Here is a 25,792-nt window from a genome sequence, read left to right as displayed (position 1 = left end):
ACCATGTGAGGCATCGCGCAGCTCTAATCGCGCCACCCCTCACGCAGCAGTCGCGAATATTCCACGCCACTCAGCCCGGTCACCGGACGGCGTGGAACGGCAGCGCGCTCTTTCAGCACGTCCAGCGGCTCGGTGCCTGCACCAGGCAGGACACCCAAGTCATACAAATAACCCGGCAGACGGCCCGATAGAATGACACGTGGATCAAACACCACCTGATCAGACACCCGCCGCACAAGCCGATAAGGCATCGTCGTGCAATTGGTCCAGAGCGTGTGATACCAACGCGGCTCTTGGGCCAAGGCATTGCCATACTCCAGGAACGCCCGAAACAACGCCGTCCGTTGCGCAGCAGGCATCGCCACCGGATAAAGCGACACCGTCTCGCCCCGCGCATCCGTTCGCAAATGCACGATGTCGCGCTCGTCAGCGGCAATCAGCACCAGCTCATACTTCTTAAAGAACCCACCGAGTGCCGAAAACTCCTCGCCCACCTCTTTGCGAATCTCTCCAGAAAACACGATGTGCCGCCCGTCAGAAAAACCGAAACTGACCAGCGTATGGGCAATCTCCGGACTATCCCAAATCGACATGATCATATCCACTGACTGAATTGCCGTTGGATCAAGGTCTAGATCGTACCAGCCTTCAACCGCCTCAGTCGGACTCGACCATCGAAAACTTCGGATGTTACGGACACGGACCAGATCACCGACGCCCTGCTCAGACGTGACACCGCGCGCGACCTCCGCCATCCAGTCGCGATCCTGACGCGGCTCGATCGTCACCCACCACAGCCCCCAGACCGCCAGCACAGAAATGCACAGCCCCCAGACCCGGCCCCACTCCCCGCGCGTCATGAACCGAGCCATCACAAGACAGCAGAGCGCCAAGGCGAAATAGAGCAGATAGACAAGCGGGGCGGTGATCTGAAAATGCACACTCAGGCCAATCCAGAGCGCGAGGAACAAAAGGAACACGAGACGTACGATCCGCCCGCACAACCGTACGATCCGCCCCACCACCCTACTCCGCTGCAACTCGGCGCGCGGCCAGAATCTCCTTGAGATAATGCCCGGTGTGACTGCGCGGTTCGTCTGCCACCTGTTCCGGTGTCCCAACGGCCACAATCTCACCCCCGCCATCGCCCCCTTCGGGACCAATGTCGATGACATGATCGGCGGTCTTGATCACGTCGAGATTATGCTCGATTACTACGACAGAATTGCCCTGATCGACCAATTCATGCAATACTTCCAAGAGCTTCTTCACATCCTCAAAGTGCAATCCCGTGGTCGGCTCATCCAGAATATAGAGCGTGCGCCCCGTCGAGCGTTTGGCCAATTCCTTCGACAGTTTGACGCGCTGCGCCTCACCACCCGACAGAGTCGTCGCTTGCTGGCCAACCTTGATATAGCCAAGGCCAACGCGCATCAGCGCATCCATCTTCTCGCGGATGGATGGGACCGCCTTGAAAAACTCCTGCGCCTCTTCAACCGTCATATCAAGAACGTCGGCTATGCTCTTGCCTTTAAAGCGAATTTCCAACGTTTCACGGTTATAGCGCGCGCCTTTGCAGGTCTCACATTCCACATATACATCCGGCAGGAAATGCATCTCGATCTTGATGAGACCGTCGCCCTGACAGGCCTCACATCGCCCGCCTTTGACGTTAAAGCTGAATCGCCCGGGCTTGTAACCGCGCGCCTTGGCCTCGGGTAGCCCAGCAAACCAATCCCGGATTGGCGTAAAGGCCCCGGTGTAAGTGGCTGGATTTGAACGAGGAGTTCGCCCGATGGGCCGTTGGTCGATGTCAATCACCTTGTCGAGATGCTCCAACCCCTTGATCGTCTCGCAGGGCGCAGGCGTCTGCCGCGCGCCGTTCAGACGCATCGAGGCGGTTTTGAACAGGGTCTCAATGGTCAGAGTGGATTTCCCCCCACCCGAAACCCCTGAAACGCAAACGAATTTTCCAAGCGGAAACTCTGCCGTCATCTCTTTGAGGTTGTTTCCGGTCGCCTTGACCACCGTCAGTTTCTTCTTGTTGCCCTTGCGACGCACCTCCGGCACCGCGATTTCACGCGTCCCCGATAGATATTGTCCCGTGATCGAGGCGGGATCATTGGCCACGGATTCAGGCGTGCCATGGCTAACCACCCGCCCGCCATGCACGCCCGCACCGGGACCAATGTCAAAGACGTAATCCGCCGTGCGAATGGCCTCTTCGTCATGCTCAACCACGATCACCGTATTGCCCTGATCGCGCAGATTGCGCAGCGTTTGCAAAAGCCGCCCATTGTCCCGCTGATGCAAGCCGATAGACGGCTCATCGAGCACATAGAGCACGCCGGTAAGGCCACTGCCGATCTGGCTGGCGAGTCTGATGCGTTGACTCTCGCCCCCCGACAGCGTGCCTGCATTGCGGCTAAGTGTCAGATAATCAAGGCCAACATTGTTGAGAAACCCAAGCCGCTCGCGGATTTCCTTGAGAATGGCACGGGCGATTTCATTCTTCTGCTTGCCCAGATGATCCGGCACCGTCCCGCACCAGTCCAGCGCCTCACGGATCGACATTTGCACCACTTGCCCCACATGCAGGCCTGCAATGCGCACCGCCAGCGCCTCGGCCCGCAGGCGATATCCACCGCAGGCACCGCAGGGGCGGTTGTTCTGATAGCGCTCGAATTCCTCACGCACCCAGTTCGAATCCGTCTCGCGATAGCGCCGCTCCATATTAGGAATGACCCCCTCGAATACGCGGCTCACCTGATAAACGCGCCCGCCCTCATCATAACGGAACGGGATCTCTTCCTCGCCAGAGCCATGCAGAAAAATTTGCTTCACATGTGCAGGCAGGTCTTTCCACAAGCTATTCTTGTCGAATTCGTAATGCTTGGCGATCGAGTTGATGGTCTGCGTGAAATACGGGCTTTTGCCCTTGCGCCACGGCGCAATCGCGCCATCCGCCAATTTCAACGCCTCATCAGGGACAACCAGTCGTTCGTCAAAGAACAGTTCCGCCCCAAGCCCGTCACAGGCGGGACACGCGCCAAACGGGGCATTGAAGGAAAACAGTCGTGGCTCGATCTCTGGAATGGTGAACCCACTGACCGGACAGGCAAATTTCTCGCTGAAGGTGATCCGCTCCGGTTCACCGTCCTTGGGTGCGGTTTCCAGCACGGCAATCCCGTCGGCCAGATCGAGCGCGGTGCGGAAACTGTCCGCCAGCCGCGTCTCCAACCCCTCTTTCACGACGAGGCGATCCACCACCACGTCGATGTCATGGCGGAATTTCTTGTCGAGCGTGGGTGGTTCGTCCAACTCGTAGAATTCGCCATTCACCTTGACCCGCTGGAACCCGGACTTGCGCAGCTCCAGAAACTCCTTGCGATACTCGCCCTTGCGGTCGCGCACGATCGGGGCGAGCAGATAGGCGCGCGTGCCCTCCTCCATCGCCATCACACGGTCGACCATATCCTGCACCTGCTGCGCCTCGATCGGCAGGCCGGTGGCAGGCGAATAGGGTGTGCCGACGCGGGCAAAGAGCAGCCGCATGTAGTCGTAAATCTCGGTCACGGTGCCAACGGTCGAACGCGGATTCTTCGAGGTCGTCTTTTGCTCAATGGAAATTGCAGGGGATAGCCCGCTGATGTGATCCACATCCGGCTTTTCCATCATGTCGAGAAATTGCCGCGCATAGGCGCTGAGGCTCTCTACATAGCGCCGCTGACCCTCGGCATAGATCGTGTCAAACGCGAGCGACGACTTGCCCGACCCCGAAAGCCCGGTGATCACAACCAACTGATCGCGCGGAATATCCACGTCGATGTTCTTGAGGTTGTGCTCGCGCGCGCCGCGCACCTCGATATACTTCAGATCGGCCATTCTGACCCCCGGGGTTCATATCCCCCACACATAGGCGAGACGCGCGCAGCTTCCAAGCCAATTTTGCGAACAGAGCGCGAACATGCAACAATCCACTGAACCAGCCCGCCACGTGGCCTTGGCCACCAATAGTTCCGCTTACAAGTGCGGCACATCTTGTGCGGGAAAATTTAATTTGACCTGCGCGGGTTGCGTGCCCAGCTATATGGAAGAGTGAGAAAGGAGCCCCCCATGACCCTGACACGCCGCTTTATCACAGTCGCCCTGCCCGCCCTTTTGATCGCGTGGCCCGTAAATGCCCATCATGGATGGCGCTGGACCGATGATGGCAGGTTCGAATTGACCGGCGTGATCACCGAGACCCGGCTTGGCAATCCGCATGGGGTGTTGACCCTCGACGCCGAAGGCGAAATCTGGAAGGCGGAGGTTGGTCAGCCTTGGCGCAATGAACGCGCAGGTCTAAGCGACGCGATGCTCGCGCCCGGCACCGAGGTTACGATCATCGGCAAACGCGCAGCCGATCCGAACGAGCTTTTGGTCAAGGCAGAGGCCGTCGGGATTGCGGGCAAACTCTATGAACTTTATCCCGAACGCCTCTGATGGAGTGGGCCGCCGCGCTTGAGGCACAGCCATTTGCGCAGGCCTTGCGCGCCTCGCGTTGGACCTACCCATTGGTGAATACAGGCCACATCTTGGGCCTTGCGATGCTGATTGGCGCGATCATTCCAATGAATCTGAGGCTCTTGCGGGGCGATTTGCGCGCCGTGCAGCTTCTGCGAAGCTATGCGATTATCGGCCTCTCCATTGCGGCGGTTTGCGGGGGCCTGCTCTTTTCTGTGCAAGCGACAGACTACGTAGCGAACAGCTGGTTTCGCGCAAAGATAGCGCGCCTGGTGCTCGCTCTGCTGAACGCGGCTCTGCATTTGCAGATCGCCGATCAACCCCTGCCACGGCAACGCAGAGTGGCCGTTGGTTCGCTTGGGCTATGGACCGCAGTCTTGCTCTGCGGTCGCATGATAGCCTATTCCTGAGACGTTCCGGCCAAAGTGCTGTGACGCTCCGTGACGGCCACGCCACGTCGTCCAGCGAGATCTGTAAAATATTGCCACGCCACGCGTCCCGAGCGCGCACCGCGGGTCGCCTGCCATTCAATCGCCTCGGCGCGCAGCGTTGCCGCGTCAATCTCGACGCCGTAGGCATCGCAATACCCCCGGATCATCGCAAGGTATTGGTCCTGATCACAGGGATGGAAACCCAACCAGAGACCAAACCGATCCGAAAGCGATACCTTCTCCTCGACCGCCTCGGACGGGCTGATCGAAGACGACCGCTCATTCTCGATCATGTCACGCGGCATCAGATGGCGTCGGTTCGAGGTGGCATAGAACACAACATTGTCGGGACGTCCCTCAATACCGCCATCCAGAACCGCTTTCAGCGACTTATAATGCTGATCATCATGGCTAAAGCTGAGGTCGTCACAGAACAGCAGGAACCGCGTCTTGCTGCCCCGAAGCAGATTGAGCAACCGGCTGACCGAAGGTAGATCCTCGCGCTGCAATTCCACAATCTTAAGCGGTAGACCCTCAGCCCGCACGGCGGCATGCACCGCCTTGACGAGGCTCGACTTTCCCATGCCCCGCGCGCCCCAAAGCAGGGCATTGTTGGCAGGCAGACCGCGGGCGAATTGCAACGTGTTCTGCAAGAGCGTATCGCGAGACCGGTCCACCCCGACCAAAAGACTCATGTCAACCCGACTGACCTGCGCGACAGGCTCTAGCCGGTCCGGTGCCACATGCCAGACAAAGGCATCCGCCACCTCAAACTCGGGAGCCGTAAGCGGCGCCGGGGCCATCCGCTCAAGCGCGGCGGCGATACGGTCCAACGGGTCAACAGTCATTCAGCTCTTGCCTTTGTTCTCGGCGGCGTCGGTCAGCGGGTCGTCGACATCGGTATCCGCCTCGTCTTCGTCGTCAAACCACAGCCCTTCAGCCCGCAACGCCGCCTCGCGCTTCTTCTCGACCCATGAAACAAGTTGGATGGAGATTTCATAAAGGCCATAGACCACGACGAAGAGGATCAATTGCGTCATCACATCAGGCGGCGTCACAAGCGCCGCAAGGATCAGGATACCGACCACCGCATACTTACGCACCGATTTCAGGCCGCCAGAACTGACCAGCCCCGCCTTGCCCATGAGCGTGAGCAACACCGGCAATTGAAAGCACAGGCCAAAGGCGATGATGAATTTCAGCGTAATATCGAGACTTTCGTTGACCTTGCCAAAGAAGGTGATGCGAATGCCTTCACTCGTATCGGGCGCGGTCGCAACGGCACCCGGCAGGTCCTCTGAGCTGACCAGTCCAGTCATCAGATCGGCGATGATCGAGGGCACATCGGCAAAGCCCAGAAAAAACGCCATCGCCAGAGGCGTTACCACGAAATGCGCAAAGGATGCCCCCAACAGGAACATCACCGGCGACGCGATCATGAACGGCAAAAACGCGTTCTTTTCCTGCCGGTAGAGACCGGGCGCAACAAAGCGCCACATCTGAAAGCCGATCACAGGAAAGGCCAGAGCAAAGCCGAACACCATCGAGATACGGAACAGAGTAAAGAGGTATTCCTGCGGGCTTGTATATTGCATGGTCGGGGACGGATCGCCCAACTCACGCAGGCTGGCCTCGATCGGTTCGAGCAGGAACTGCAAGATCGGCTCAGCCACGATAAAAGCCAGCACAATCCCGATGAGAAAGGCGATGACCGACCGGATCAGCCGCGTGCGCAACTCAGCCAAATGCTCGATCAGAGGCGCGCTGCTGTCGTCGATCTCTTCGCGCGGGCTCATGCCTGATCCTCTGCCTTGGTCTTTTTCTTCGGCTTGGGTTTCGGTTTCGGTTTGGGGTTCACCTCAGCAGGAGCTGTGGCAGGTGAGACTTCGGCTTTGGCGGCCTTGCGCGTCGCGGCCATCTCGGCGGTCTTCTCACGCGCCGTCTCGGCCGCGGCCTTTTGCTCTTGGGTGAGCGGCGGCTTGGCCGCGTCTTTGACATCGCGGCTGACGCTATCGGTGGTCTTGCGCACCTCATCCATCGCGGTTTTCATGGGGTTCGATGCCGACTTGAAGGTCTTTTGAATATCGCTCACCCCGGATTGTTCGGCGGCGTCATTCATCGCGCGGCTGAATTCGCGAGCCATACCCTTGGCTTTGCCAATAAACTTTCCGACTGCCAGAAACATTCCGGGCAAGTCCTTGGGCCCCACCACGATCAAGGCCACGATGCCGATGAGCAATAGCTCCGTCCAGCCTAGATCGAACATTTAGGGATCAGACCTTGTCTTTGTCTTCGGCCGGGGTCACGTCACGCGCACCTTCGGCGGAATCCTTGGTGGTGTCATCCAGTTCTTTGGTGCCCTCTGCGACACCCTTTTTGAAAGAGGTGATGCCTTTGCCCACCTCGCCCATCAGCGACGAGATCTTGCCGCGCCCAAACAGCACGAGCACGACGACCGCGATCAGAAGAAGCCCCGGAAGGCCAATATTGTTCAGCATTTCAATCTCTCCCTTTCTCGGGGGTCGGTTGGTGCGCCCCCGGGAATTTCATTTTCATTACCTAGTCGCTCACATCGCCAGTTGGAAGCAGCAATGCAGCACGGTTCCCTAGATTTCGCCGCATTTTTTTCGACTATACCCTAAGCAGGGCGACCGGGCCGGGTCAATCACCCCCCTGAGCCTCGGCGCGGCTCTTACCGCTGACATTCATGGCCAGAGTAGCGGCCATGAATTCATCGAGATCCCCATCCAGCACCCCTTTGGTGTCCGAAGTCTCGACCCCCGTCCGCAGATCCTTGACCATCTGATAGGGCTGCAACACATAAGACCGGATCTGATTGCCCCAGCCTGCGTCCCCCTTGGCGTCATGCGCTTCGTTGATGGCGGCGTTTCGACGGTCCAGTTCTTGCTGATAAAGCCGAGATTTCAAGGCTTTCATCGCGATGTCACGGTTCTGATGCTGTGATTTCTGTGAGGAGGTGACCACGATCCCAGTTGGAATATGCGTGATCCTCACCGCCGAGTCGGTGGTATTCACGTGCTGCCCACCCGCACCGGAACTGCGGTAGGTGTCAATACGGATGTCCGACGGGTTCACTTCGATTTCGATATTGTCGTCCACAACCGGATAGACCCAGACCGAACTGAACGACGTGTGCCGCTTGGCGGCGGAGTCAAACGGCGAAATGCGGACCAAGCGATGCACACCCGATTCGGATTTCAGCCAGCCATAGGCATTGTGGCCGCTGATTTTGTAGGCAGCAGATTTGATCCCCGCCTCCTCGCCCGCCGATTCCGACTGCAACTCGACCGTGTAGCCACGCTTTTCGGCCCAGCGGACATACATACGCGCCAACATAGACGCCCAATCACAGCTTTCGGTGCCGCCCGCACCTGCGTTGATCTCAAGGAAGGTGTCATTGGAATCTGCTTCGCCGTCCAACAGCGCTTCCAGTTCCTTGGCGGCCGCCACTTTTGCCAGAGCCTTGATCGCGGCCTCCGCCTCAGACACGACTTCGGTATCATTCTCCATTTCGCCCAACTCGATCAGGCCAAGATTGTCCTCCAGCTCCTGCTTGAGACTGTCATGGGTGTCGAGCGCATCCACCAGTGCCTGACGCTCGCGCATCAACGACTGTGCGCGGGCGGGATCATCCCAAAGCGTAGGATCTTCGACGCGGGCATTGAATTCCTCAAGGCGGTGCCGAGCGGTCTCCCACCCCAGCCGCTGGCGCAACAGCTCCAACGACTTTTCGATCTCGGCCACGAGGTTCTGGGTTTCTGCACGCATCGGGGTGTCCTTGTCTGGTCAGGTGCGGGTGATAGCGCAGCGCGCCGGGCCGGGCAAGAGAGCCCTAGTACAAGCCACCCGAACTCATCGAGCCAAAGCTGGCTTTGCCCCCGACCTGTGCCTTTTCTCCGGTCGAGGTGGTCACCTCTTGCACGCGCTCACGCTCGCCGGCACTGAACAGCTCCAGATCGTTGCCCATGGCAAAGCCACCATCATACGCCAAGCCAAATACCGGCTCCTCACCATCACGGAAATACTCGGCCACAACGTTTGCACCTTCGGCATCATCCGACAGGCGCGCCCCGGTGAAGCGGTCGATCTTGATGAAGTGGCCACCCGGAGGGACATCAAACGGCCCGCCCCCGTATTTCTTGACAGCCTCCGTCATGAACTCTTGAAAGACAGGGCCGCAGAGCGACGACCCATAGGCTGATTTGCCCAAGCCGCGCGGCTGATCATGACCAATGTAACACCCTGCGGCGATGTTGCTGGTAAAGCCCACGAACCACACATCACGCGCATCATTGGTTGTCCCGGTTTTGCCCGCAACAGGCACCGGCAGATTGATTGCCCCCGAGGCCGTGCCACGGTCCACAACACCTTTGAGCATCGAGGTGAGCTGATAGGCCGTGACGGCATTCATCACACGTTCACGGTCTGAAACGATGCGCGGGCCACGGTTTTCCGGAATACCGGGATCGTCGCAATTCACGCAATCGCGTTCGTCATGGCGATAAATCGTCTTGCCGTAACGGTCCTGCACCCGGTCCACCAATGTCGGACGCACGCGCTCGCCGCCATTGGCGAACATCGCGTAGGCGGCGACCATGTTATAAAGCGTGGTCTCTTCCGAGCCGAGCGAATTGGCCAGAAACTGGCCCATGTTGTCATAGACGCCGAACCGTTCGGCATAGTCGGCGATCACATCCATGCCCACCTCCTGCGCAAGGCGGATGGTCATCAGGTTCCGCGATTGCTCGATTCCGGTGCGCAGAGGCGTGGGGCCATAGAACTTGTTGGAGGAATTGCGCGGCCGCCACAGGCCCTGCGGCGTGTTGATCTCGATCGGAGCATCGATCACGATCGTTGCCGGGGAATACCCGCTGTCGAGCGCCGCAGCATAGACGAACGGCTTAAAGCTTGATCCCGGCTGACGCAGCGCCTGTGTGGCGCGATTAAAGACCGAGGCCTGATAGGAAAAACCGCCCTGCATGGCAATTACCCGGCCGGTGTTCACGTCCATCGCCACAAAGCCGCCCTGCACCTCAGGCACCTGCCGCAGGGACCAGTTGACAAAGGCCCCGTCTTGCCCGGTCACGCGGCGCACATGCACCACATCTCCAAGCTCGAAGGTGGAATTGAAATCGCCGGCCAACCATTTGATATCGCTGCGCGGAACCTCTTGGATGCCCTCGACCCCTTCGACGCCAACACGCATGACTTGCTCGCCTGTTTCAAGCACGACAGCGGGATACCAAGGACCGTCCAGATCAATGTCCCGCGCGACACTCACCTTCCCAAGCGCTTCACGCCAATTCGCCTCTGTACCAAGCACCTCCTGCGGAAGTGTTTGGCCAGTCCCCCGCCAACGCCCTTGCCCCCGGTCGTAGAGTTCAAGCTGACGCCGCAACGCATGCGCGGCCTGCACCTGCATTTCAGGGTCGATTGTGGCGCGGACAGACAGACCACCGGTGAAAAATTCGCCTTCGCCAAAGTTCTCACTCAACTGGCGGCGAATTTCATCCGTGAAGTAGTCACGCGGCGGAAGTTCCGCACTGAACGGTTCAAAGTCTCCGTTCTGTACGCTGCGCAACGGAGTTGCGCGTTCTTCCTCATAGGCGGCCTCGGTCAGATACCCATTATCCCACATTTGCTTGAGCACGTAGTTACGGCGCTCCAACAACCGTTCCTTTTCACGCACCGGATGGTAATCACTGGGCGCTTTCGGCATCGAGGCGATCGTCGCGGCCTCATGTGGGGCCAGTTCCCTCAGGGTCTTGTTGAAATAGGTCTGGGCGGCGGCAGCCACCCCATAGCTGTTCTGACCCAGAAAAATCTCGTTGAGATAAAGTTCTAGAATCTTATCCTTGCTCAGCGTCTCTTCGATCCGCGTGGCAAGGATGATTTCCTTGATCTTGCGTTCCATCTGGCGATCACCCGAGAGCAGGAAATTCTTCATCACCTGCTGCGTGATGGTCGAGGCGCCACGCACGTTCCGCCCCCGCGATTTCACGGCATCCACCACCGCCGAGGCAATGCCGACGGCATCATAACCACCATGCGTGTAAAAATTCTTGTCCTCGGCGCTGATAAAGGCCTGCTTCACCAGATCGGGAATATCCTCCGCAGGCGTAAAAAGACGGCGCTCACGCGCGAATTCATCAATGATACGTCCTTCGCCCGAATAGATACGACTGATGGTCGGAGGCGTGTAATTGGCAAGCGACTCGTGACTCGGCAAATCCTTGCCATAAATATGCAACACGGCACCAATGCTGAGGCCAACAACCACCACGATCAGGGTGATCAGGCTAAAGACAGTGCCCAAAAGGCTTAGAATCGGACGTAACACCACGGCCCCCGCATGCTTGGTGTGCCCGATATAGGCATCGAAGGCGTCCGGGTCAAAAGGGAAAGGGCGCAGGTCAACGCCACGTCCCACCAGACAAAGCGTTCACGGTGGATCATTGCCGCACCAACCCGGCACGCGCTGCATCGGCATCGCGCCATGCCGATAGTGCCACGCGCAGGGCCGTCGCAATCCGCGCTCGTCCCTCCGCATTCCGCAGCCGAGCCAAATCTCGGGGACTGGAGAGAAAGCCAAGCTCGATCAGCGCAGAGGGAATATCAGGTGCCTTGAGTACCGAAAACCCGGCGTGACGCAGAGGACGCGACAGCAGCGGCAGCTCATGCGCGGCAAAGCTCTCGATCAAGGCACTGGCCAACTGTTCCGTCCGCGGGCGCGTCTCGATTCGGGCGAGATCCATAAGAACATCAGCTACGATATCATCCTTGCCGCTCAGATCGACGCCCGCCAACATATCGGCGCGGTTGTGCCGCTCTGCCAAGGCTGCACTGGCCTCGTCCGAGGCACTCTCGGACAGGGTATAGACTGAAAGACCCCGCGCCTGCGCCCCTGTGAGCGCATCGGCATGCAGGGATAAAAACACATCTGCCCCCGCCCAATGGGCCAATGCGACACGCCGCTCGAGGCTGACAAATTCATCACTGTCCCGCGTGAGGATCACATCGAAACCGCCCGCGCGCAGCAACTCCTCGCGGAGCTCTTGGGCGAATTGCAGCATCAACGTCTTTTCAGCCAATTCGCCCTCCTGCGCACCGGGATCAATACCCCCGTGCCCCGGATCAAGCACCACCATCAACGGACCCTCACCCGGCACCCGCCCCGGTGCCGCAGCAAGCCCGCTCTGCGGATCGGGCATAGCCCAGCCGGGCAGGTCCGGCGTGCCAGCCGTCGCAGCGAACCGCGTCGCATCCGCCGCCCCCAGACGGACGCGCAAGTCGGCGGCACCGCTTGCGTTGTCGATATCTAGCCCGGCCCGTGCGAGCGGATAGGGAGCATCGAGATCGGCCACCATGCGTGACCATCCCGGCCTAATCTGTCCAAGGCGCAGCCCTTTGACACGCTCGCCGCGGATCAGATCGGCAGCCCCGACCCCTTGCCAATCGACCTCCTTGAAGTCGAGCACAAGGCGGGCGGGATCCGACAGCGTATAGACCCGGTAGGGCACACCTTGGCTAAGGCGCAGGTGGAAATCGACGCCCTGCCCCGCATCGGTGATCGCACTGGCGGTAACATCCAGCCGCGCAAGACCACTGAATGTCGCGTCTTGCGCCCGCGCGCCTGTCAGTCCGGCAAAGGCCAGAGCCATCGCCAGCACTATTCCAAGGGTCCTGCTCATTCACCGTTTCCCGGTCTGTTCTATGGCTCAAGATACACGACAGCGCTCAGACGCAACAGCCCCATTCCCCTGACCGTCTTCTTTACCGATTGTGATCAAAACCAACGCGGCGCATAAAACAGAAGTCAGGGCTTGATCCCACCATGTAATCAATCATGGTTTTTAATCCTAAAGTTACAGTCTATAGAATCGCCATGACCGAACAGACTTCACGATCCCAACCGACCATCACGCCTGACGGCGCAACAACCGTGTTCGAGATTTTCGTTCAGCGCAAGTTCTGTGATCTTGAACTCGCTTCTGTGATTCACACCTTACAGACTGCGAACATGGTTCACGGCAGCCCACGCTTTGTCTGGCGGATCGTTTCGGACAATCCTGGCTTTGTTCAGGGCACCGGGGCCTGCATCGTGCGGGCAGAGCCGGTCATTCCAGATCACTGCCTTGCTGATTATCTGATCGTGATCGCCTCGAAAACGGCAGACACGTCAACGTGGATGGCGCGTATCCGCAGCATGCGGCGCCTAGGCAATGCTGTCATCTTGCTCGCGGATGCCGCAACACGCTTCATCGCCCGAACCCAAATCAGCACCGGGGCCGTCACGACCCATTGGGCCGATGCCGTCGTCCTGCGCGAGACCCAAGACCTCCCGCGACTGACTGAGAGCCTGTCAGAGCTGTCCAATGGGATCATTACTGCTGCGGGCCGTGCCGCCACGGCCGAACTGGTCATTGGTCTCTTGGCCAAGGATCTCCCGGTTTCCGAGATCACCGAAATTGGCCGACATCTCCTGCTACCGAGCATACGGACGAGCTCCAGCACACAGCCCTTCGCGCCAGCCGCCTTTCACAAATTCTATGACAAGGCGGTGTCTGATGCGCTGGCCATCATGGAGGATAACTTGTCAGAGCCTCTGTCAATCACCGAGATTGCGGACCAGGTTGACACCTCGCAGCGCTGTCTTGAACGGCGGTTTCGCGCGGTGTTTGAAACCTCACCGGGCCATTATTACAAACAGCTGCGCGTCAGGCGTGCACACCATCTGATTCAGGACACCAAGCTGCCCTTGATTGATATTGCCACCGCCACCGGCTTTGGCTCGACCGGCACGTTGTCAACCGCCTTCAAAAAGTTCTACGGCCTGACACCCTCGGATTTCCGCGGCAAACACAGAGAGCGCGTGCTCGACTATTCAGCCGAGGTTTGAGGGCTCAAAGAGCACACCCTCAACCACGCGGGCTGCAGCATTCCAATCCCCGAGATGAGAGGCAGCGCGCCGCGCCTCCAAGGCGCAGCCTGCCTGAAAGCCCGCATCCTCCAGCACTCTGCGCAACGCTGATGCAAATGCCGCGGGGTCTTCAGGCGGCACCAGAACACCTGCCCCCGGCGCGACCGTATCCGGCACCGCCCCGACATCGGTGCTGACAATGGGCAAGCCGTGTCCCATCGCCTCGTCAAAGACAATGCCATATCCCTCGTAACGCGTCGCGAGCGCAAAAAGTGTCGCACGCGCGTAAAGCTCATCAAGTGCCGATTGTGAAATCTCGCCCGCAATCTCGACCCGCGTGCTCAGACCCAAATCGGTACGCAGCATGTGCAAGGCGCGCACCGTACCAGGCTCATGCGCACGACCGACAATCACCGCCCTCCACTCCAGGTCGACAATCTGCGCCAAGGCTTGCAGCAGAACGTCATGCCCCTTGCGCTGAGCAACTATCCCCACCGAGAGAATGAGGGGCGGGCTATCGCGCTCATGCACGGCGGCAAGCGGGCGCATGAAACCCGGTCGCGCGATGTGGACACGGTGAGGGGGCACCCCATAGGCATCGCGCAACAAGCCCGCGATATGCCCGCTCGTAACCACAATCTGCTGCGCCAAGGCAAGGTTGGCGGTCTCGCGTGCGGCCATGTCACGCGCCTGCACTGCGCCCAACCCCGGCTCGAGCGCCAGTGGATGATGAACCAGAGCCACCAGCGGCGCGCGCAGGTCGCACAAGGCCGAGGTTTCAAGCGCTCCATAAGCCAAACCGTCAACGAGCGCCGGGCAATCTGACGGCAATGCCTGCAACTGCTTGACGGCGTCCTGCATGTCAATCGGCGTCGGCTGCGGAAAGCTGTCGCCGAACCTCAGATGCCGCACCTCGATGCCGCGCGCCTCAAGAGCTTGGGCCAGTCGGCGGTCATAGAGATAGCCGCCGGTTGTCGTGTTGATATCCCCCGGCACGGCGAACGCCATGCGCCGCAAAGGGCGTTCAGGCTTAGTCGCCATACCGAACCCGGTGACACAGCGTGCCCGGCGCATCAAGGATGGCGGCATAGTCGCGCGGCAGATCCTCGAACCGGCTCTCACCCGAAATAAGGGCATCGAGTGCTGGATCGGTCAACAGCCCAAGCGCGGTCTCCAATCGCCTGCGATAGGTCCATCTGGCGGCGTGATTGGCCGGAATGCGTCCAACCTGAGAGGCCACCAACCGCAACCGCCGCTGATGAAACGCACCGCCAAGGCCAATTGCGGTTTGCCCTGTGCCATACCAGCTTGCTTCGACAACCACCGCCTCACAGCCAGCCAAGGCCAACGCACTTGCCAGACCGGCATCGGTCGCCGAGCTGTGGATGACCACATCCGCCTCACCGCCTAATGTCTCTTGGGCATGGGGTGGCAGCGCAAACCGGCACCCCAGACTTTCCGCCAAGCCAGCGCGGGCCGGATCAATGTCCACCAGACAGACTTGTGTGCCGGGCATACGCGCCGCCAGATATCCGGTCAAAGCTCCGACCGTCCCTGTCCCGACGACCGCAACCCGATCACCGGGCATCACGCCGGCGTCCCAGATGATATTGAGCGCCGTTTCCATATTCGCCGCCAGAACGGCCCGACCGGGTGGCACGGCATGCGGCACGGGTACCGCCGCGGCAAGAGGACAGACAAACCGCTCCTGATGGGGATAAAGGCAAAAGACCACCTGACCGGCCTGCGCCCCCGACATCACCCGACCGACAGAACTATAGCCATATTTCACAGGAAAGGTGAACGCGCCCTCCTGAAACGGCGCGCGCATGGTTTCATGCTCACTCCGGGGCACGCGACCCTGAAAGACCAGACGCTCTGTCCCACGGCTTATGCCAGAGAACAGTGTCTCGACCACGCAATGATCCGGAAGATCCTCGCAGGATGCGGATAAGATCTCTGCCCGGCCCGCCTCGGTGATCCAGAGCGCGCGGCTGTGCTGCACCATGTCTTTCACCCGTGCCGCAAGGCGGTAGCCTGTTTGGCGTGGGGCCAGACCTGCGCCTGTGCGCGTGTCCCCATCAGACAATCAAACACCACATCCGAGCCCAGACCATAGACCTGTGTTTCGGGGCGACGCGCCTGCGCCAGCTTGGCAATGGGCTGGGTCGTCAATCCCTGCGGTCCGGCACCAATCAGCAAAGGGGCAACGGCCACATGGAGCCGCGACAGAAGATCCGCTTCGATAAATCGGGCGATGGTGATGGCCCCCCCTTCGACCAAGAGGTGATTGAGGCCGAGTTTGCGCAGGGCGGCGACGATGGCGGCTGGGGAAATCCACTGGCTTCGCGGCAATGTGATCACTTCAACTCCGGCCGGACGAGACTTCTCCACGGTTTGAATGACCACACGTCGCGCCCCATCATCGGCGAAGAGTCGCGCATCATTGGGCAAACGTCCCGAAGGATCGATCACAACGCGCGCCGGATTCTGGCCAGCCACGAGGCGCACGGTGAGGCGCGGATCATCCTGCAACGCGGTCTTGACCCCCACAATCACGGCATCCACCAAGGCCCGCATGCGGTGCAGATGCGCCAACCCGTCCGGCCCAGAAACATCCGCGGCATCTCCGCTGACGGTCGCCACCCGGCCATCGAGCGATTGTCCGATCTGTGCCACCACATGAGGTGATCCGGGGGCCGCAATCATCGAACCATAGAGCGTCATCGCCGCGCGCTCCCCTGTTTCCCAATCGCCGCAACACAAGCACGACCTGCCCGCGCGGGCAGCGAGGATCCGATCCCAAACCTTGGGAGTTACTTGGGCGGTCTGCATCCGGGTCTCCGTTCAACGACTGGCTATGGCCATGGAGGTGATCCATTCGACTGTTCCGTCAAGGCCATGGCAAAGATAGAGGCATTCTCAAAAATGTCACCTATGGGACATCAAGACGGAGGCAGAGCCAAGAGGTCCATATGACCAATCTCCGCCCAACCCTCAGACAGATGCGCCTTTCGCCGCCCAATCCATTGATCGGCCGTGGCGTGGCCCATCTCGAGCGCGGCCTGTGCAATACCGTGCAAAAGAGCGCGCTGCATGTCTGCCGCAGTCGCTCCCAGGCGCCATGGACTCGGAGCGAGACTGACGCTGTATCCCCTCGCACCGAGTATTTGCGCGACGCTTTCAGCGGCATCCGGGCCGAGCGCGGGTCCAAACCCCTTGTCTCCGCGTTGATGCGCATTGAACCGTTCTGTTATGATTGCATCTTCTGGATCAAGCGGTGTCCAGTTCATGACCCCATCATAACTTAGCGTGGCATAGAGGGCGACACGCTCACTGGCGAGACGCGCTGCAAAACGCTCCATCCAATCGCGTGACACCAGATCAAGCAGCGCCGAGGCTGTCACAAGACGAACCCCGGCAAGGGGCAATTCGTCGATATCAGCCAAATCACCTTGGATGATTTCAGCCTGAGGATGGCGCGCAGCGGCACGTTTCAAAAGCTCAGCATCATTGTCGAAGAAACGCCACCGGATATCTTGCGCACCCGCGCTCTCAAAGACCCGCGCGGTCGCGCCGGTTCCGCATCCCAGATCTAGGAGTGTACCCCCTGATCCTGCATAGGTCATGGCCTGTGCCAATAGATCGGCATCTCGCGCCACCACATCCGACGCCTCGCGCAGCGCCAACCACTCCGCGTCAAATCCCATCTCAGATGTCAGCCTCATACCACCCGCGCGCCACATGGCTCTCATGCAGCGTCACGCGGATCTTGCGCAGGCGCCCATGATCTCCCAGGCCTTCTGCCTTGGCAATATCGCGCAGCCCGCTCCAGATATGATGAGATAGAAACTCGGTCGTGGTGAATTTGCCCGCAAACTCGGGCTTGTCGTCCAGATTTCCGTACCGCAACGGGGCCAGAACCCGTGCCAGAGCCTCTGACGCCAGACCAATATCCACCACCAGCCCATGCGCATCTATGTCCTGCGTGAAAAAGGCAGCGTCGACGACAAAGGTCGCGCCGTGAACACCCTGAGCCGGTCCAAACACCGGATCAGGAAGAGAATGTGCGATCATGATGTGATCACGGACTTCGACGGCGAACATATTGGATTCCTTTTTCAATCTCGCGAAAGAGTTAACACGCGACCTCAACGCGTCAAGGCGCGGCAGACTTTCGGCAACTTCCCGCATATGCAAAAGATTTCAGTGGACGGGTATTCTTTGGACAATATCTGTATGCACTGCATTATGGCGCTGAGCGCGACTGCGGCAGAGATTATCGCAAGGAGATACTGTGAATACGTCTGGGAATACGTCTGGATCTGATCGCGCAAAGCCAACAGATGGGGCGATCCGCCTGCCACGCGCGCGGCGTGGGATGCCCCTGCCCGCCCGTCGCCGCTGTGTGCTCGCGCTCAACACCGCCACGGTCATCGGACTGTTCTGGGCAATGTATACGCTCTTTGCCCCAACCGGCATCACCTTTGGAGAAGGCGCAATGCTGGGCGCATTTCTGCTGACCCTGCCTTGGCTGTCCATTGGTCTGTGGAATAGTGTTCTGGGTCTTTTGCTCGATCTGCGCCACGGGGCCGGTGCCGCAGCGCGGGTAACACCCGCCATCACACGGGTCAGAGGCGACGAGCCGATCACGGCCCGGATTGCGGTGGTAATGCCGCTTCGCAACGAGGATCCCGACGCCTCGATTGCCCGGTTGCGCAGGTTGGAGGAAGAGCTGGCGCTCAGCCCTTGGGCCGGGCGCTTTTCTTTCCACGTCCTTAGCGATACCAATGACGCCGGCATCGCCCTCAAGGAAGAGGCTCGGGTCGCGCAATGGCGCTCCTCCCGGCCTCTCGCCACAATTCACTATCGCCGCCGCACCGACAATGCCGGCTACAAGGCTGGCAATATTGCCGAGTTCCTGCACAGCCCCGAAGGCCAAAGCGACTTTTTCCTGCCGTTGGACGCCGATAGCGAGATGGGTGCCGAAACGGTGCTACACCTGATCCGCGTGATGCAAGCCAGCCCCGAGATCGGAATGCTGCAAAGCCTCGTCACGGGACTGCCCTCACGCAACTTTTTCACGCGCGCCTTCCAATTCGGCATGCGTCACGGCATGCGATCCTACACACTCGGCTCGGCTTGGTGGCAGGGGGATTGCGGCCCGAACTGGGGCCATAACCTTGTGATCCGCACCACCCCGTTTCGCGAACACTGTATGCTACCGCTGCTGCCGGGGCGCGGCCCCCTGTCCGGTGCGATCCTCAGCCATGACCAGGTCGAGGCGGTGCTCATGCGCCGCGCGGGTTACGAAGTGCGCGTGCTGGCCGAGGAATCTGACAGCCACGAGGACAATCCGCCCAGCCTTGTCGATTTCATTCGCCGCGAATTGCGCTGGATGAACGGTAATTTGCAGTATGTCCGCCTGCTTGGCCTGTCGGACCTAAAACCCGTTAGCCGCATCCAGCTTGTGCTTGCCATCTTGATGTATATCAGCGCGCCGGCATGGATTGTCTTCATCCTGATCGGTGCCTCTCTTGCGGGAACCGTGGATCAAATGAGCGCCGTGCCTTTGGGACCGGGGCTTACGCTCTTTGCCGTTCTCATGACACTCAGCCTCAGCCCCAAACTCATGGGACTGGCGCAGGTGCTTTTCTCACAGAGCCGCAGCCAGGACTATGGCGGACGGCTACGGGTCGTTTCGGGCGGTTTGGCCGAGATCCTGTTTTCGATGCTCACATCCCCGATCGTCGCGGTCGCACTCACCCAATTCGCCCTTGGCCTCGTCTTCGGTCAGCGGATCGGCTGGAGCGCGCAACAGCGCAGCCGTGACCGGTTGGGCTGGGATGAAGCAGCGCGTGTGCTCTGGCCGCAAACTCTCTTGGGTTTGGGTCTCTGTTTCTGGCTGGGAACCAACGCCCCATGGGCCTTGATTTTCGGCGCGCCCGTTTTGCTCGCCTTGGTCTTTTCGATCCCGATCGCCGTGGTCTCGACCCTGCCTCGGCTCAGCCGGTGGTCCATGGACACGGGCCTCTTTGATATTCCCGAAGATCGTGCCCCCAGAACGACTGACACCCCTGCAATCCACGCCAACACCGCGTGACATAGGAGAAACAGCATGACCGGACTAAGACTGACCGCACTCGGCACCACGCTTGCCTTCGAGCTCGCTCACCCCGTGCAGGCAGAACCCGCTACATGGCAGATTGACCCGGAACATGCCGTTGTGGCCTTTACGATCATGCACGCGGGATATGCCAAGGTTCTCGGGCGATTTTCCCAGATCGAGGGCAGTTTTACCTATGATCCCGAGACGCAGGACTTGGGCAAAGTGACCGCAACGATTGGCACGCCGAGTGTCGATACCGACCACGAGCAGCGTGACACCCACGTCCGCTCGCCTGACTTTCTGGATGCCGAGGCGCATCCGATGATCACGTTCACCGCCGAGGGCGGAACCCCGATTTCGGACACCGCAGGCACCGTGTCGGGGGATCTGACCATCCGCGGCGTCACGCAGCCAGTCACCCTCGATGTGACGCTCAACAAGCGCGCCGACTACCCCTGCTGCCATGGCAAGGAAACGCTGGGTATCTCCGCTACCGCCGAAATCCTGCGCAGCGCCTTCGGAAGCACCTACGCCCTGCCCGACTTTGTTGGCGACTCGGTCAACATCATTCTCGAATTCGAGGCGATCCGCGCCGATTAGGTCCGCGCGCGCCGTGAATTTGAAGCAGAGTCCGATTTGCGACCTGCTTTGTCCGAATTCGATATTACATAGCGGCTCTTTTTCCCTGAAATTAGGGAAAAGGAGTCGGATTCCATGCGCTATTCAGGTTTCAAGGTCATCAAAGAGGCCCTCACCGGACATCGGGGTTGGGGCCCTGCATGGCGCGATGCAGCGCCAAAGGCGTCTTATGACTATGTGATCATCGGCGGCGGCGGCCACGGGCTTGCCACGGCCTATTATCTGGCCAAGGAATTCAAACAGGCGCGGATTGCCGTGCTGGAAAAGGGCTGGATTGGCGGCGGCAACGTCGGGCGCAATACCACCATCATCCGCTCCAACTACCTGCTTGATGGCAATGAGCCGTTCTACGAATTCTCGCTCAAACTCTGGGAAGGGTTAGAGCAGGACCTGAATTACAACGCCATGGTCAGCCAGCGTGGCATTCTCAACCTGATCCACACCGACGCACAGCGCGACGCCTTCATCCGGCGCGGCAATGCGATGATGCTGAACGGGGCCGATGCCGACCTGCTGACCACCGCGCAGATTGTGGCGCGCTATCCGTTCCTCAACGTCAATGATGCCCGTTTCCCGATCAAGGGCGGTCTCGCCCAACATCGCGGTGGCACCGTGCGCCATGACGCGGTGGCCTGGGGCTATGCCCGCGCCGCCGATCAACGCGGGGTGGATATCATCCAGAATTGTGAAGTCACCGGCTTTCGCATCGAGAACGGCACATGTCTGGGAGTCGAGACATCGCGCGGCTTCATCGGCGCGAACAAGGTCGGCGCTTGCGTTGCTGGCTCCTCCTCACGCCTCATGTCGCACGCGGGCATGCGCCTGCCGATTGAAAGCCATGTCTTGCAGGCCTTCGTGTCGGAAGGCCTCAAACCCGTCCTGCCCGGCGTCATCACCTTCGGCGCGGGCCATTTCTATTGCAGCCAATCCGACAAGGGCGGGCTTGTGTTCGGCGGCGACATCGACGGCTATAATTCCTACGCCCAACGCGGCAACCTGCCCGTGGTCGAGGATGTCTGCGAAGGCGGCATGGCAATCTTTCCGATGCTGGGCCGCGCGCGTCTTTTGCGGATGTGGGGCGGCATCATGGACATGAGCATGGACGGCTCGCCCATCATCGACCGCACCCATATCGCCGGGCTCTATTTCAACGGCGGCTGGTGCTATGGCGGGTTCAAGGCAACGCCTGCCTCGGGCTTTGCCTATGCGCATCTTCTGGCCACCGACACGCCCCATCCGACTGCCACCGCCTATCGGTTTGATCGCTTCGCCTTGGGGCGGATGATCGACGAAAAGGGCATGGGCAACCAGCCCAACCTGCATTGAGGGACCCCGCGCCATGCTGATCAACCACCCAACCCTCGGCCCCCGCGACGCCAGCGAATTCGTCTACAAGGGCGACGCCGCCCTCATCCGCCGCCCCGCCCCGGACGCGCCGGACGCGCTGGAGCAGTTCATCGACTACGGCTACTTGCGCGACAACCCCGCCGGGGCACATCGCGAGCTGTGGTTCCACGAACAGGGCGATCGAAGCTGGCTTGTCGTCACCCGTGACACGCTGACCCATGAAATCACCGATGTGGAACTGGCCCGCGATGTGGCCCGCCGCGAGGGACGCTCCAAATGACCCAAGAAAACCGTTTGCAGGGCGGGCTGATCGACCGCAGCCGCACCATTTCCTTTCGTTTCGACGACAAATGGATGAAGGGCCATCCCGGCGACACGCTCGCCTCGGCGCTTCTGGCCAATGGCGTGCGCCTGATGGGCCGTTCGTTCAAATACCACCGCCCACGCGGCCCGCTCTCGGCTGGCTCCGAAGAACCCAACGCGATCGTGGAATTGCGCGACGGCGCGCGGCGCGAACCCAACACGCGCGCCACGACCGCCGAATTGTTCGACGGCCTCACCGCGCAATCGCAAAACCGCTGGCCCTCGCTCACCTTTGACGCGCTCTCGATCAACGACCGCCTCTCAAGCTTCTTTGCCGCCGGATTCTACTACAAAACCTTTATGTGGCCCGCCGCTTTCTGGGAAAAGCTCTACGAACCCATGATCCGTCGCGCCGCCGGTCTGGGCTCTCTCAGCCTGCAAGCCGACCCGGACAGCTATGACAAGGGCTATCTGCACTGCGACCTGCTCATCATCGGCGCTGGCCCCGCGGGCCTCGCGGCGGCCCTGACCGCAGCCGAATCCGGTCTCAATGTCATTCTCGCGGATGAGGATTCCCGGCCCGGTGGCCGCCTCAACGCCGAAACTTTCGCAATGGGCCAACACTCCGGATCCGACTGGGCGGCCGAGACCGCCGAGCGCTTGTCCGCCATGCCCAATGTCCGGGTGATGACCCGCACCACGGTCCTTGGCGCGTTCGATCACGGCATCTACGGCGCGCTCGAACGCGTCAGCGATCACCTGCCCGTCCCGCCCGAGGGCAAGCCGCGCCAGATCCTCTGGCGCATCTATTCCACCCGCGCCATTCTCGCCGCCGGTGCCACCGAACGCCCCATCGTGTTCGAGAATAACGACCGCCCCGGCATCATGATGGCGGGGGCCCTGCGCGCCTATGCCAACCGCTGGGCCGCAACCCCGGCGCAAGAGATCGCCGTTTTCACCAATAATGACGACGGCCACCGCACCGCGCAGGATTTGCTGGCCAAGGGCGTGACGGTCACCGCAGTGATCGACACCCGCCCCGATGCCCCCAAAGGCAACGGCTACGAGGTCATCGCTGGCGGCACTATTACCAACACGTCAGGCCGCCTTGGGCTGAGCAAGATCGAGGTGACGGACGCGCGCGGCACTCGCCGTAGCCTAAACTGCGGCGCGCTTGGCGTCACGGGTGGCTGGAACCCGAACGTAAGCCTCACATGCCATCAGCGCGGCCGTCCAACATGGAACGCCGATATCCATGCCTTTGTTCCCGGTGGCACCCTGCCTCAGGGCATGACCGTGGTCGGCGCGGCCGATGGTCTCTTCTCGACCCATGCCGCCCTGACCTCGGGTGCCGACGTCGCCGCAAGCATCGTCGCCGACCTTGGCCGCACCGTCACCCGCCCCGATCTGCCTCAGGCCGAGGATACGCCCGTCGCCCTCACCCCCTTCTGGCATGTCCAAGGCGCCAAGCGCGCGTGGGTGGATCAACAGAATGACGTCACCGCCAAGGATATCAAACTGGCGCATCAGGAAAACTTCACCTCCGTCGAACATCTCAAGCGCTACACGACCCTTGGCATGGCCACCGATCAGGGCAAGACCTCGAACACTGCGGGCATGGCGATCATGGCCGAAGTGGCGGGCAAATCCATCCCCGAGGTGGGCACCACCATGTTCCGCCCGCCCTATACCCCCACCGCCATCGGGGCCTTTGCGGGTCGCTCACGCGGTGCGGATTTCCGGCCCACCCGCAAGACCCCCAGCCATTTCTGGGCCGAAGAACAGGGCGCGGTCTTTGTCGAGGTGGGCATGTGGCTGCGCGCGCAATGGTTCCCCCGCGCCGGCGAAACCCATTGGCGGCAGAGCGTGGACCGCGAGGTTCTGCAAACCCGCCGCTCGGTCGGGATCTGCGATGTGACCACATTGGGCAAGATCGACGTGCAGGGCGCGGATGCCGCCGCTTTCCTCAACATGATCTATTGCAACGCCTTCGCCAAACTGCCCGTGGGGCGCACCCGCTACGGCCTCATGCTGCGCGAGGACGGCATCGCCATGGACGACGGCACCGCCGCACGTCTGGCAGAGGATCATTTCGTGGTCACAACCACCACCGCAAATGCGGTCACCGTCTATCGCCATATGGAATTCGTGCGCCAATGCCTCTGCCCTGACATGGATGTGCAGCTCATCTCCACGACTGAGGCTTGGGCGCAGTTTTCCGTCGCAGGCCCCAATGCCCGCAAACTCTTGCAAAAAGTGGTGGACCCCGAAGTCGACCTCTCGAACGACGGCTTCCCCTTCATGGCCTGCGGCGAAATCACCGTCTGCGGCAGCTTGCGCGCGCGCCTGTTCCGGATCTCGTTTTCGGGCGAGCTGGCCTATGAGATCGCCGTGCCTACGCGCTACGGCGATGCCATGATCCGTCGCTTGATGGAGGCGGGGCGCGAGTTTGACGTGGTTCCCTACGGCACCGAAGCGCTCGGCGTCATGCGGATCGAAAAGGGTCACGCCGCGGGCAACGAGCTGAACGGCACCACCACGGCCCTCAATCTCGGCATGGGCAAGATGGTCTCGGACAAAAAAGACTCGATCGGGGCTGTGCTCTCACGCCGCGAAGGTCTCAATACCCCGGATGCGCTGCGCCTTGTCGGCCTGCGCCCGGTGGACCGCGCCAACCCCGTGCCCGCAGGCGCGCATCTGATGACACGCGGCAGCCCGGTCGATGCCGCCCATGATCAGGGCTATGTGACCTCCGCCTGCTACTCGCCCAACTTGGGCCATGCCATCGCGCTGGCCTTCCTCAAATCCGGCGATACCCGCATGGGCGAGGTCCTGCGCCTCGTCTCGCCCCTGACCGGCGTCGAGCATGACGTCGAAGTCGTCAGCGCCCATTTCGTCGATCCAGAAGGAGAGCGCCTCCGTGCCTGATCTCATCGCCATCACCCCGCTCGGGGCGACCCGTCCCCGTATCGACAGCCACGGCCCGGTCACATTGACCGAAGTCACCGACCGGGCGCTTGCCTCCGTCGCGGCGCGTCTTGGGCATGAGGCGCAGACCGCCGCCCTTGTGACCTCTCTGATCGGTGCCCCCGCCCCCGGTCCGGCCCGCATGGGCGGCACTGACCTCACCGCCTTCTGGATGGGACCGGATCAATGGATGCTCGACGCCCCCATCGAGACCCACGAGGATCTGGCACATCAGATCTTGGCGCAGGCCAAGGGTGCCACAAGCGTCACCGACCAGACTGGCGCATGGTGCCGCTTTGACCTCAGCGGTGACGGCTTGGCCGATGTGTTGGAACGCCTCACCAACGCCAACACCCGCGCCTTCACCGGCGGCGAGGCGCAGCGCACGGCGGTTGAGCATATGGGCTGCTTCCTGCTTTGCCACAGCCCGCGCCATATCTCGGTGATCGGCCCCCGCTCCTCGGCGGGTTCCCTGCATCACGCGCTTCTGACAGCGATACGCTCAGCGCATTAAAGACGGTGCCCGTGAAGGCGGTGACCACCAATCGG

General features: G+C 60.7%; 23 protein-coding genes. 9 read left to right on the top strand and 14 right to left on the bottom strand.

All coding sequences use genetic code 11. The annotated features are described in order from the left end of the window. Positions 1-23: 23 nt before the first annotated feature. Together ROS217_RS15055 and uvrA are read right to left on the bottom strand one after the other, a co-directional pair. A complete protein-coding gene (locus tag ROS217_RS15055; RefSeq protein ID WP_254656436.1) occupies positions 24-1,022 on the bottom strand; it encodes an Lnb N-terminal periplasmic domain-containing protein in 999 nt (332 codons plus the stop codon). A 4-nt stretch (positions 1,023-1,026) separates the two neighbouring features. Next, positions 1,027-3,885 carry an excinuclease ABC subunit UvrA gene (gene uvrA / locus ROS217_RS15050; protein ID WP_009818639.1) on the bottom strand — a complete coding sequence of 953 codons (2,859 nt, stop codon included), beginning with the start codon at positions 3,883-3,885 and terminating at the stop codon, positions 1,027-1,029. A gap of 231 nt (positions 3,886-4,116) precedes the next feature. On the opposite strand from uvrA, the gene ROS217_RS15045 reads away from it, so the two are divergent. Further along, the gene (locus ROS217_RS15045; RefSeq protein ID WP_009818638.1) at positions 4,117-4,485 is read left to right on the top strand and encodes a DUF6152 family protein; all 369 of its coding nucleotides are present in this window, start codon (positions 4,117-4,119) and stop codon (positions 4,483-4,485) included. Further along, on the top strand, positions 4,485-4,916 hold the full coding sequence (locus tag ROS217_RS15040) for a hypothetical protein (protein WP_009818637.1): 432 nt from the start codon (positions 4,485-4,487) through the stop codon (positions 4,914-4,916). Before ROS217_RS15045 ends, ROS217_RS15040 begins: the two co-directional genes overlap by 1 nt. Here the strand turns inward: ROS217_RS15040 and ROS217_RS15035 are convergent. From ROS217_RS15035 to ROS217_RS15005, 7 genes are all read right to left on the bottom strand, one after another. Then, complete coding sequence (locus ROS217_RS15035; RefSeq protein ID WP_009818636.1) at positions 4,907-5,785, bottom strand: ATP-binding protein; 879 nt, start codon at positions 5,783-5,785, stop codon at positions 4,907-4,909. The genes ROS217_RS15040 and ROS217_RS15035 overlap by 10 nt on opposite strands. After that, the gene (tatC, locus tag ROS217_RS15030; RefSeq protein ID WP_009818635.1) at positions 5,786-6,733 is read right to left on the bottom strand and encodes a twin-arginine translocase subunit TatC; all 948 of its coding nucleotides are present in this window, start codon (positions 6,731-6,733) and stop codon (positions 5,786-5,788) included. Next, positions 6,730-7,203 carry a Sec-independent protein translocase protein TatB gene (tatB, locus tag ROS217_RS15025; protein WP_009818634.1) on the bottom strand — a complete coding sequence of 158 codons (474 nt, stop codon included), beginning with the start codon at positions 7,201-7,203 and terminating at the stop codon, positions 6,730-6,732. Before tatB ends, tatC begins: the two co-directional genes overlap by 4 nt. A 7-nt stretch (positions 7,204-7,210) precedes the next feature. Further along, positions 7,211-7,435 carry a twin-arginine translocase TatA/TatE family subunit gene (locus tag ROS217_RS15020; RefSeq protein WP_009818633.1) on the bottom strand — a complete coding sequence of 75 codons (225 nt, stop codon included), beginning with the start codon at positions 7,433-7,435 and terminating at the stop codon, positions 7,211-7,213. A 163-nt stretch (positions 7,436-7,598) separates the two neighbouring features. Continuing rightward, the gene (gene prfB / locus ROS217_RS15015) at positions 7,599-8,726 is read right to left on the bottom strand and encodes a peptide chain release factor 2 (RefSeq protein ID WP_009818632.1); all 1,128 of its coding nucleotides are present in this window, start codon (positions 8,724-8,726) and stop codon (positions 7,599-7,601) included. A gap of 64 nt (positions 8,727-8,790) precedes the next feature. Continuing rightward, positions 8,791-11,298 (bottom strand): penicillin-binding protein 1A, encoded by a 2,508-nt coding sequence (locus ROS217_RS15010; RefSeq protein WP_040651545.1) that lies wholly within the window; start codon positions 11,296-11,298, stop codon positions 8,791-8,793. Positions 11,299-11,410: 112 nt separating this feature from the next. Continuing rightward, entirely contained in the window at positions 11,411-12,649 is a 1,239-nt protein-coding gene (locus ROS217_RS15005; RefSeq protein WP_040650626.1) for an N-acetylmuramoyl-L-alanine amidase, read from the bottom strand. A gap of 194 nt (positions 12,650-12,843) precedes the next feature. Between ROS217_RS15005 and ROS217_RS15000 the strand changes: the two genes are divergently transcribed. Next, on the top strand, positions 12,844-13,857 hold the full coding sequence (locus tag ROS217_RS15000) for a GlxA family transcriptional regulator (protein ID WP_009818629.1): 1,014 nt from the start codon (positions 12,844-12,846) through the stop codon (positions 13,855-13,857). Here the strand turns inward: ROS217_RS15000 and ROS217_RS14995 are convergent. The 5 genes from ROS217_RS14995 to ROS217_RS14975 form a co-directional block, all read right to left on the bottom strand. Beyond that, positions 13,843-14,919 (bottom strand): glycosyltransferase family 4 protein, encoded by a 1,077-nt coding sequence (locus ROS217_RS14995; RefSeq protein WP_157046618.1) that lies wholly within the window; start codon positions 14,917-14,919, stop codon positions 13,843-13,845. The two genes, ROS217_RS15000 and ROS217_RS14995, sit on opposite strands and share 15 nt — an antisense overlap. Beyond that, entirely contained in the window at positions 14,909-15,886 is a 978-nt protein-coding gene (locus ROS217_RS14990) for a zinc-dependent alcohol dehydrogenase (protein WP_009818627.1), read from the bottom strand. Before ROS217_RS14990 ends, ROS217_RS14995 begins: the two co-directional genes overlap by 11 nt. A 5-nt stretch (positions 15,887-15,891) precedes the next feature. Further along, the gene (locus ROS217_RS14985; protein ID WP_009818626.1) at positions 15,892-16,605 is read right to left on the bottom strand and encodes a RibD family protein; all 714 of its coding nucleotides are present in this window, start codon (positions 16,603-16,605) and stop codon (positions 15,892-15,894) included. A 218-nt stretch (positions 16,606-16,823) separates the two neighbouring features. Further along, positions 16,824-17,606 carry a class I SAM-dependent methyltransferase gene (locus ROS217_RS14980; RefSeq protein WP_254656435.1) on the bottom strand — a complete coding sequence of 261 codons (783 nt, stop codon included), beginning with the start codon at positions 17,604-17,606 and terminating at the stop codon, positions 16,824-16,826. Beyond that, positions 17,590-17,985 (bottom strand): 6-pyruvoyl trahydropterin synthase family protein, encoded by a 396-nt coding sequence (locus ROS217_RS14975; RefSeq protein ID WP_040651543.1) that lies wholly within the window; start codon positions 17,983-17,985, stop codon positions 17,590-17,592. Before ROS217_RS14975 ends, ROS217_RS14980 begins: the two co-directional genes overlap by 17 nt. 190 nt (positions 17,986-18,175) lie before the next feature. Between ROS217_RS14975 and mdoH the strand changes: the two genes are divergently transcribed. The 6 genes from mdoH (at position 18,176) to ROS217_RS14945 (ending at position 25,757) form a co-directional block, all read left to right on the top strand. Beyond that, positions 18,176-19,981 (top strand): glucans biosynthesis glucosyltransferase MdoH, encoded by a 1,806-nt coding sequence (mdoH, locus tag ROS217_RS14970; protein WP_254656434.1) that lies wholly within the window; start codon positions 18,176-18,178, stop codon positions 19,979-19,981. Positions 19,982-19,996: 15 nt separating this feature from the next. Next, complete coding sequence (locus ROS217_RS14965) at positions 19,997-20,587, top strand: YceI family protein (protein WP_009818621.1); 591 nt, start codon at positions 19,997-19,999, stop codon at positions 20,585-20,587. A gap of 114 nt (positions 20,588-20,701) precedes the next feature. Beyond that, entirely contained in the window at positions 20,702-21,952 is a 1,251-nt protein-coding gene (locus tag ROS217_RS14960) for a sarcosine oxidase subunit beta family protein (protein WP_009818620.1), read from the top strand. Between the two features lie 13 nt (positions 21,953-21,965). Next, positions 21,966-22,253: a sarcosine oxidase subunit delta gene (locus tag ROS217_RS14955; protein ID WP_009818619.1), complete on the top strand. Its 288-nt coding sequence runs from the start codon at positions 21,966-21,968 to the stop codon at positions 22,251-22,253. Then, entirely contained in the window at positions 22,250-25,204 is a 2,955-nt protein-coding gene (locus ROS217_RS14950; RefSeq protein WP_009818618.1) for a sarcosine oxidase subunit alpha family protein, read from the top strand. Before ROS217_RS14955 ends, ROS217_RS14950 begins: the two co-directional genes overlap by 4 nt. Beyond that, entirely contained in the window at positions 25,197-25,757 is a 561-nt protein-coding gene (locus tag ROS217_RS14945) for a sarcosine oxidase subunit gamma (RefSeq protein ID WP_009818617.1), read from the top strand. The genes ROS217_RS14950 and ROS217_RS14945 overlap by 8 nt, the downstream gene beginning before the upstream one ends. The last annotated feature ends 35 nt before the right edge of the window (positions 25,758-25,792 follow it).

Source organism: Roseovarius sp. 217, from assembly GCF_000152845.1.
GTDB lineage: Bacteria > Pseudomonadota > Alphaproteobacteria > Rhodobacterales > Rhodobacteraceae > Roseovarius.
The sequence above is the reverse complement of the archived record's forward strand: the minus strand, read 5'-3'. Positions and strand labels throughout refer to the sequence as shown.

Excerpts from the sequence above, each read along its gene's own strand:
- ROS217_RS14975 (WP_040651543.1), bottom strand. The coding sequence starts at position 17,985 with ATGTTCGCCGTCGAAGTCCGTGATCACATCATGATCGCACATTCTCTT.
- ROS217_RS14990 (WP_009818627.1), bottom strand. The coding sequence starts at position 15,886 with ATGGTGCAGCACAGCCGCGCGCTCTGGATCACCGAGGCGGGCCGGGCA.
- tatB (WP_009818634.1), bottom strand. The coding sequence starts at position 7,203 with ATGTTCGATCTAGGCTGGACGGAGCTATTGCTCATCGGCATCGTGGCC.
- ROS217_RS15020 (WP_009818633.1), bottom strand. The coding sequence starts at position 7,435 with ATGCTGAACAATATTGGCCTTCCGGGGCTTCTTCTGATCGCGGTCGTC.
- ROS217_RS14980 (WP_254656435.1), bottom strand. The coding sequence starts at position 17,606 with ATGAGGCTGACATCTGAGATGGGATTTGACGCGGAGTGGTTGGCGCTG.
- tatC (WP_009818635.1), bottom strand. The coding sequence starts at position 6,733 with ATGAGCCCGCGCGAAGAGATCGACGACAGCAGCGCGCCTCTGATCGAG.
- ROS217_RS14960 (WP_009818620.1), top strand. The coding sequence starts at position 20,702 with ATGCGCTATTCAGGTTTCAAGGTCATCAAAGAGGCCCTCACCGGACAT.
- ROS217_RS15035 (WP_009818636.1), bottom strand. The coding sequence starts at position 5,785 with ATGACTGTTGACCCGTTGGACCGTATCGCCGCCGCGCTTGAGCGGATG.
- ROS217_RS15000 (WP_009818629.1), top strand. The coding sequence starts at position 12,844 with ATGACCGAACAGACTTCACGATCCCAACCGACCATCACGCCTGACGGC.
- ROS217_RS14955 (WP_009818619.1), top strand. The coding sequence starts at position 21,966 with ATGCTGATCAACCACCCAACCCTCGGCCCCCGCGACGCCAGCGAATTC.
- prfB (WP_009818632.1), bottom strand. The coding sequence starts at position 8,726 with ATGCGTGCAGAAACCCAGAACCTCGTGGCCGAGATCGAAAAGTCGTTG.
- ROS217_RS14995 (WP_157046618.1), bottom strand. The coding sequence starts at position 14,919 with ATGGCGACTAAGCCTGAACGCCCTTTGCGGCGCATGGCGTTCGCCGTG.
- uvrA (WP_009818639.1), bottom strand. The coding sequence starts at position 3,885 with ATGGCCGATCTGAAGTATATCGAGGTGCGCGGCGCGCGCGAGCACAAC.
- ROS217_RS14965 (WP_009818621.1), top strand. The coding sequence starts at position 19,997 with ATGACCGGACTAAGACTGACCGCACTCGGCACCACGCTTGCCTTCGAG.
- ROS217_RS15005 (WP_040650626.1), bottom strand. The coding sequence starts at position 12,649 with ATGAGCAGGACCCTTGGAATAGTGCTGGCGATGGCTCTGGCCTTTGCC.
- ROS217_RS14985 (WP_009818626.1), bottom strand. The coding sequence starts at position 16,605 with ATGACGCTCTATGGTTCGATGATTGCGGCCCCCGGATCACCTCATGTG.
- ROS217_RS14950 (WP_009818618.1), top strand. The coding sequence starts at position 22,250 with ATGACCCAAGAAAACCGTTTGCAGGGCGGGCTGATCGACCGCAGCCGC.
- ROS217_RS15045 (WP_009818638.1), top strand. The coding sequence starts at position 4,117 with ATGACCCTGACACGCCGCTTTATCACAGTCGCCCTGCCCGCCCTTTTG.
- ROS217_RS15040 (WP_009818637.1), top strand. The coding sequence starts at position 4,485 with ATGGAGTGGGCCGCCGCGCTTGAGGCACAGCCATTTGCGCAGGCCTTG.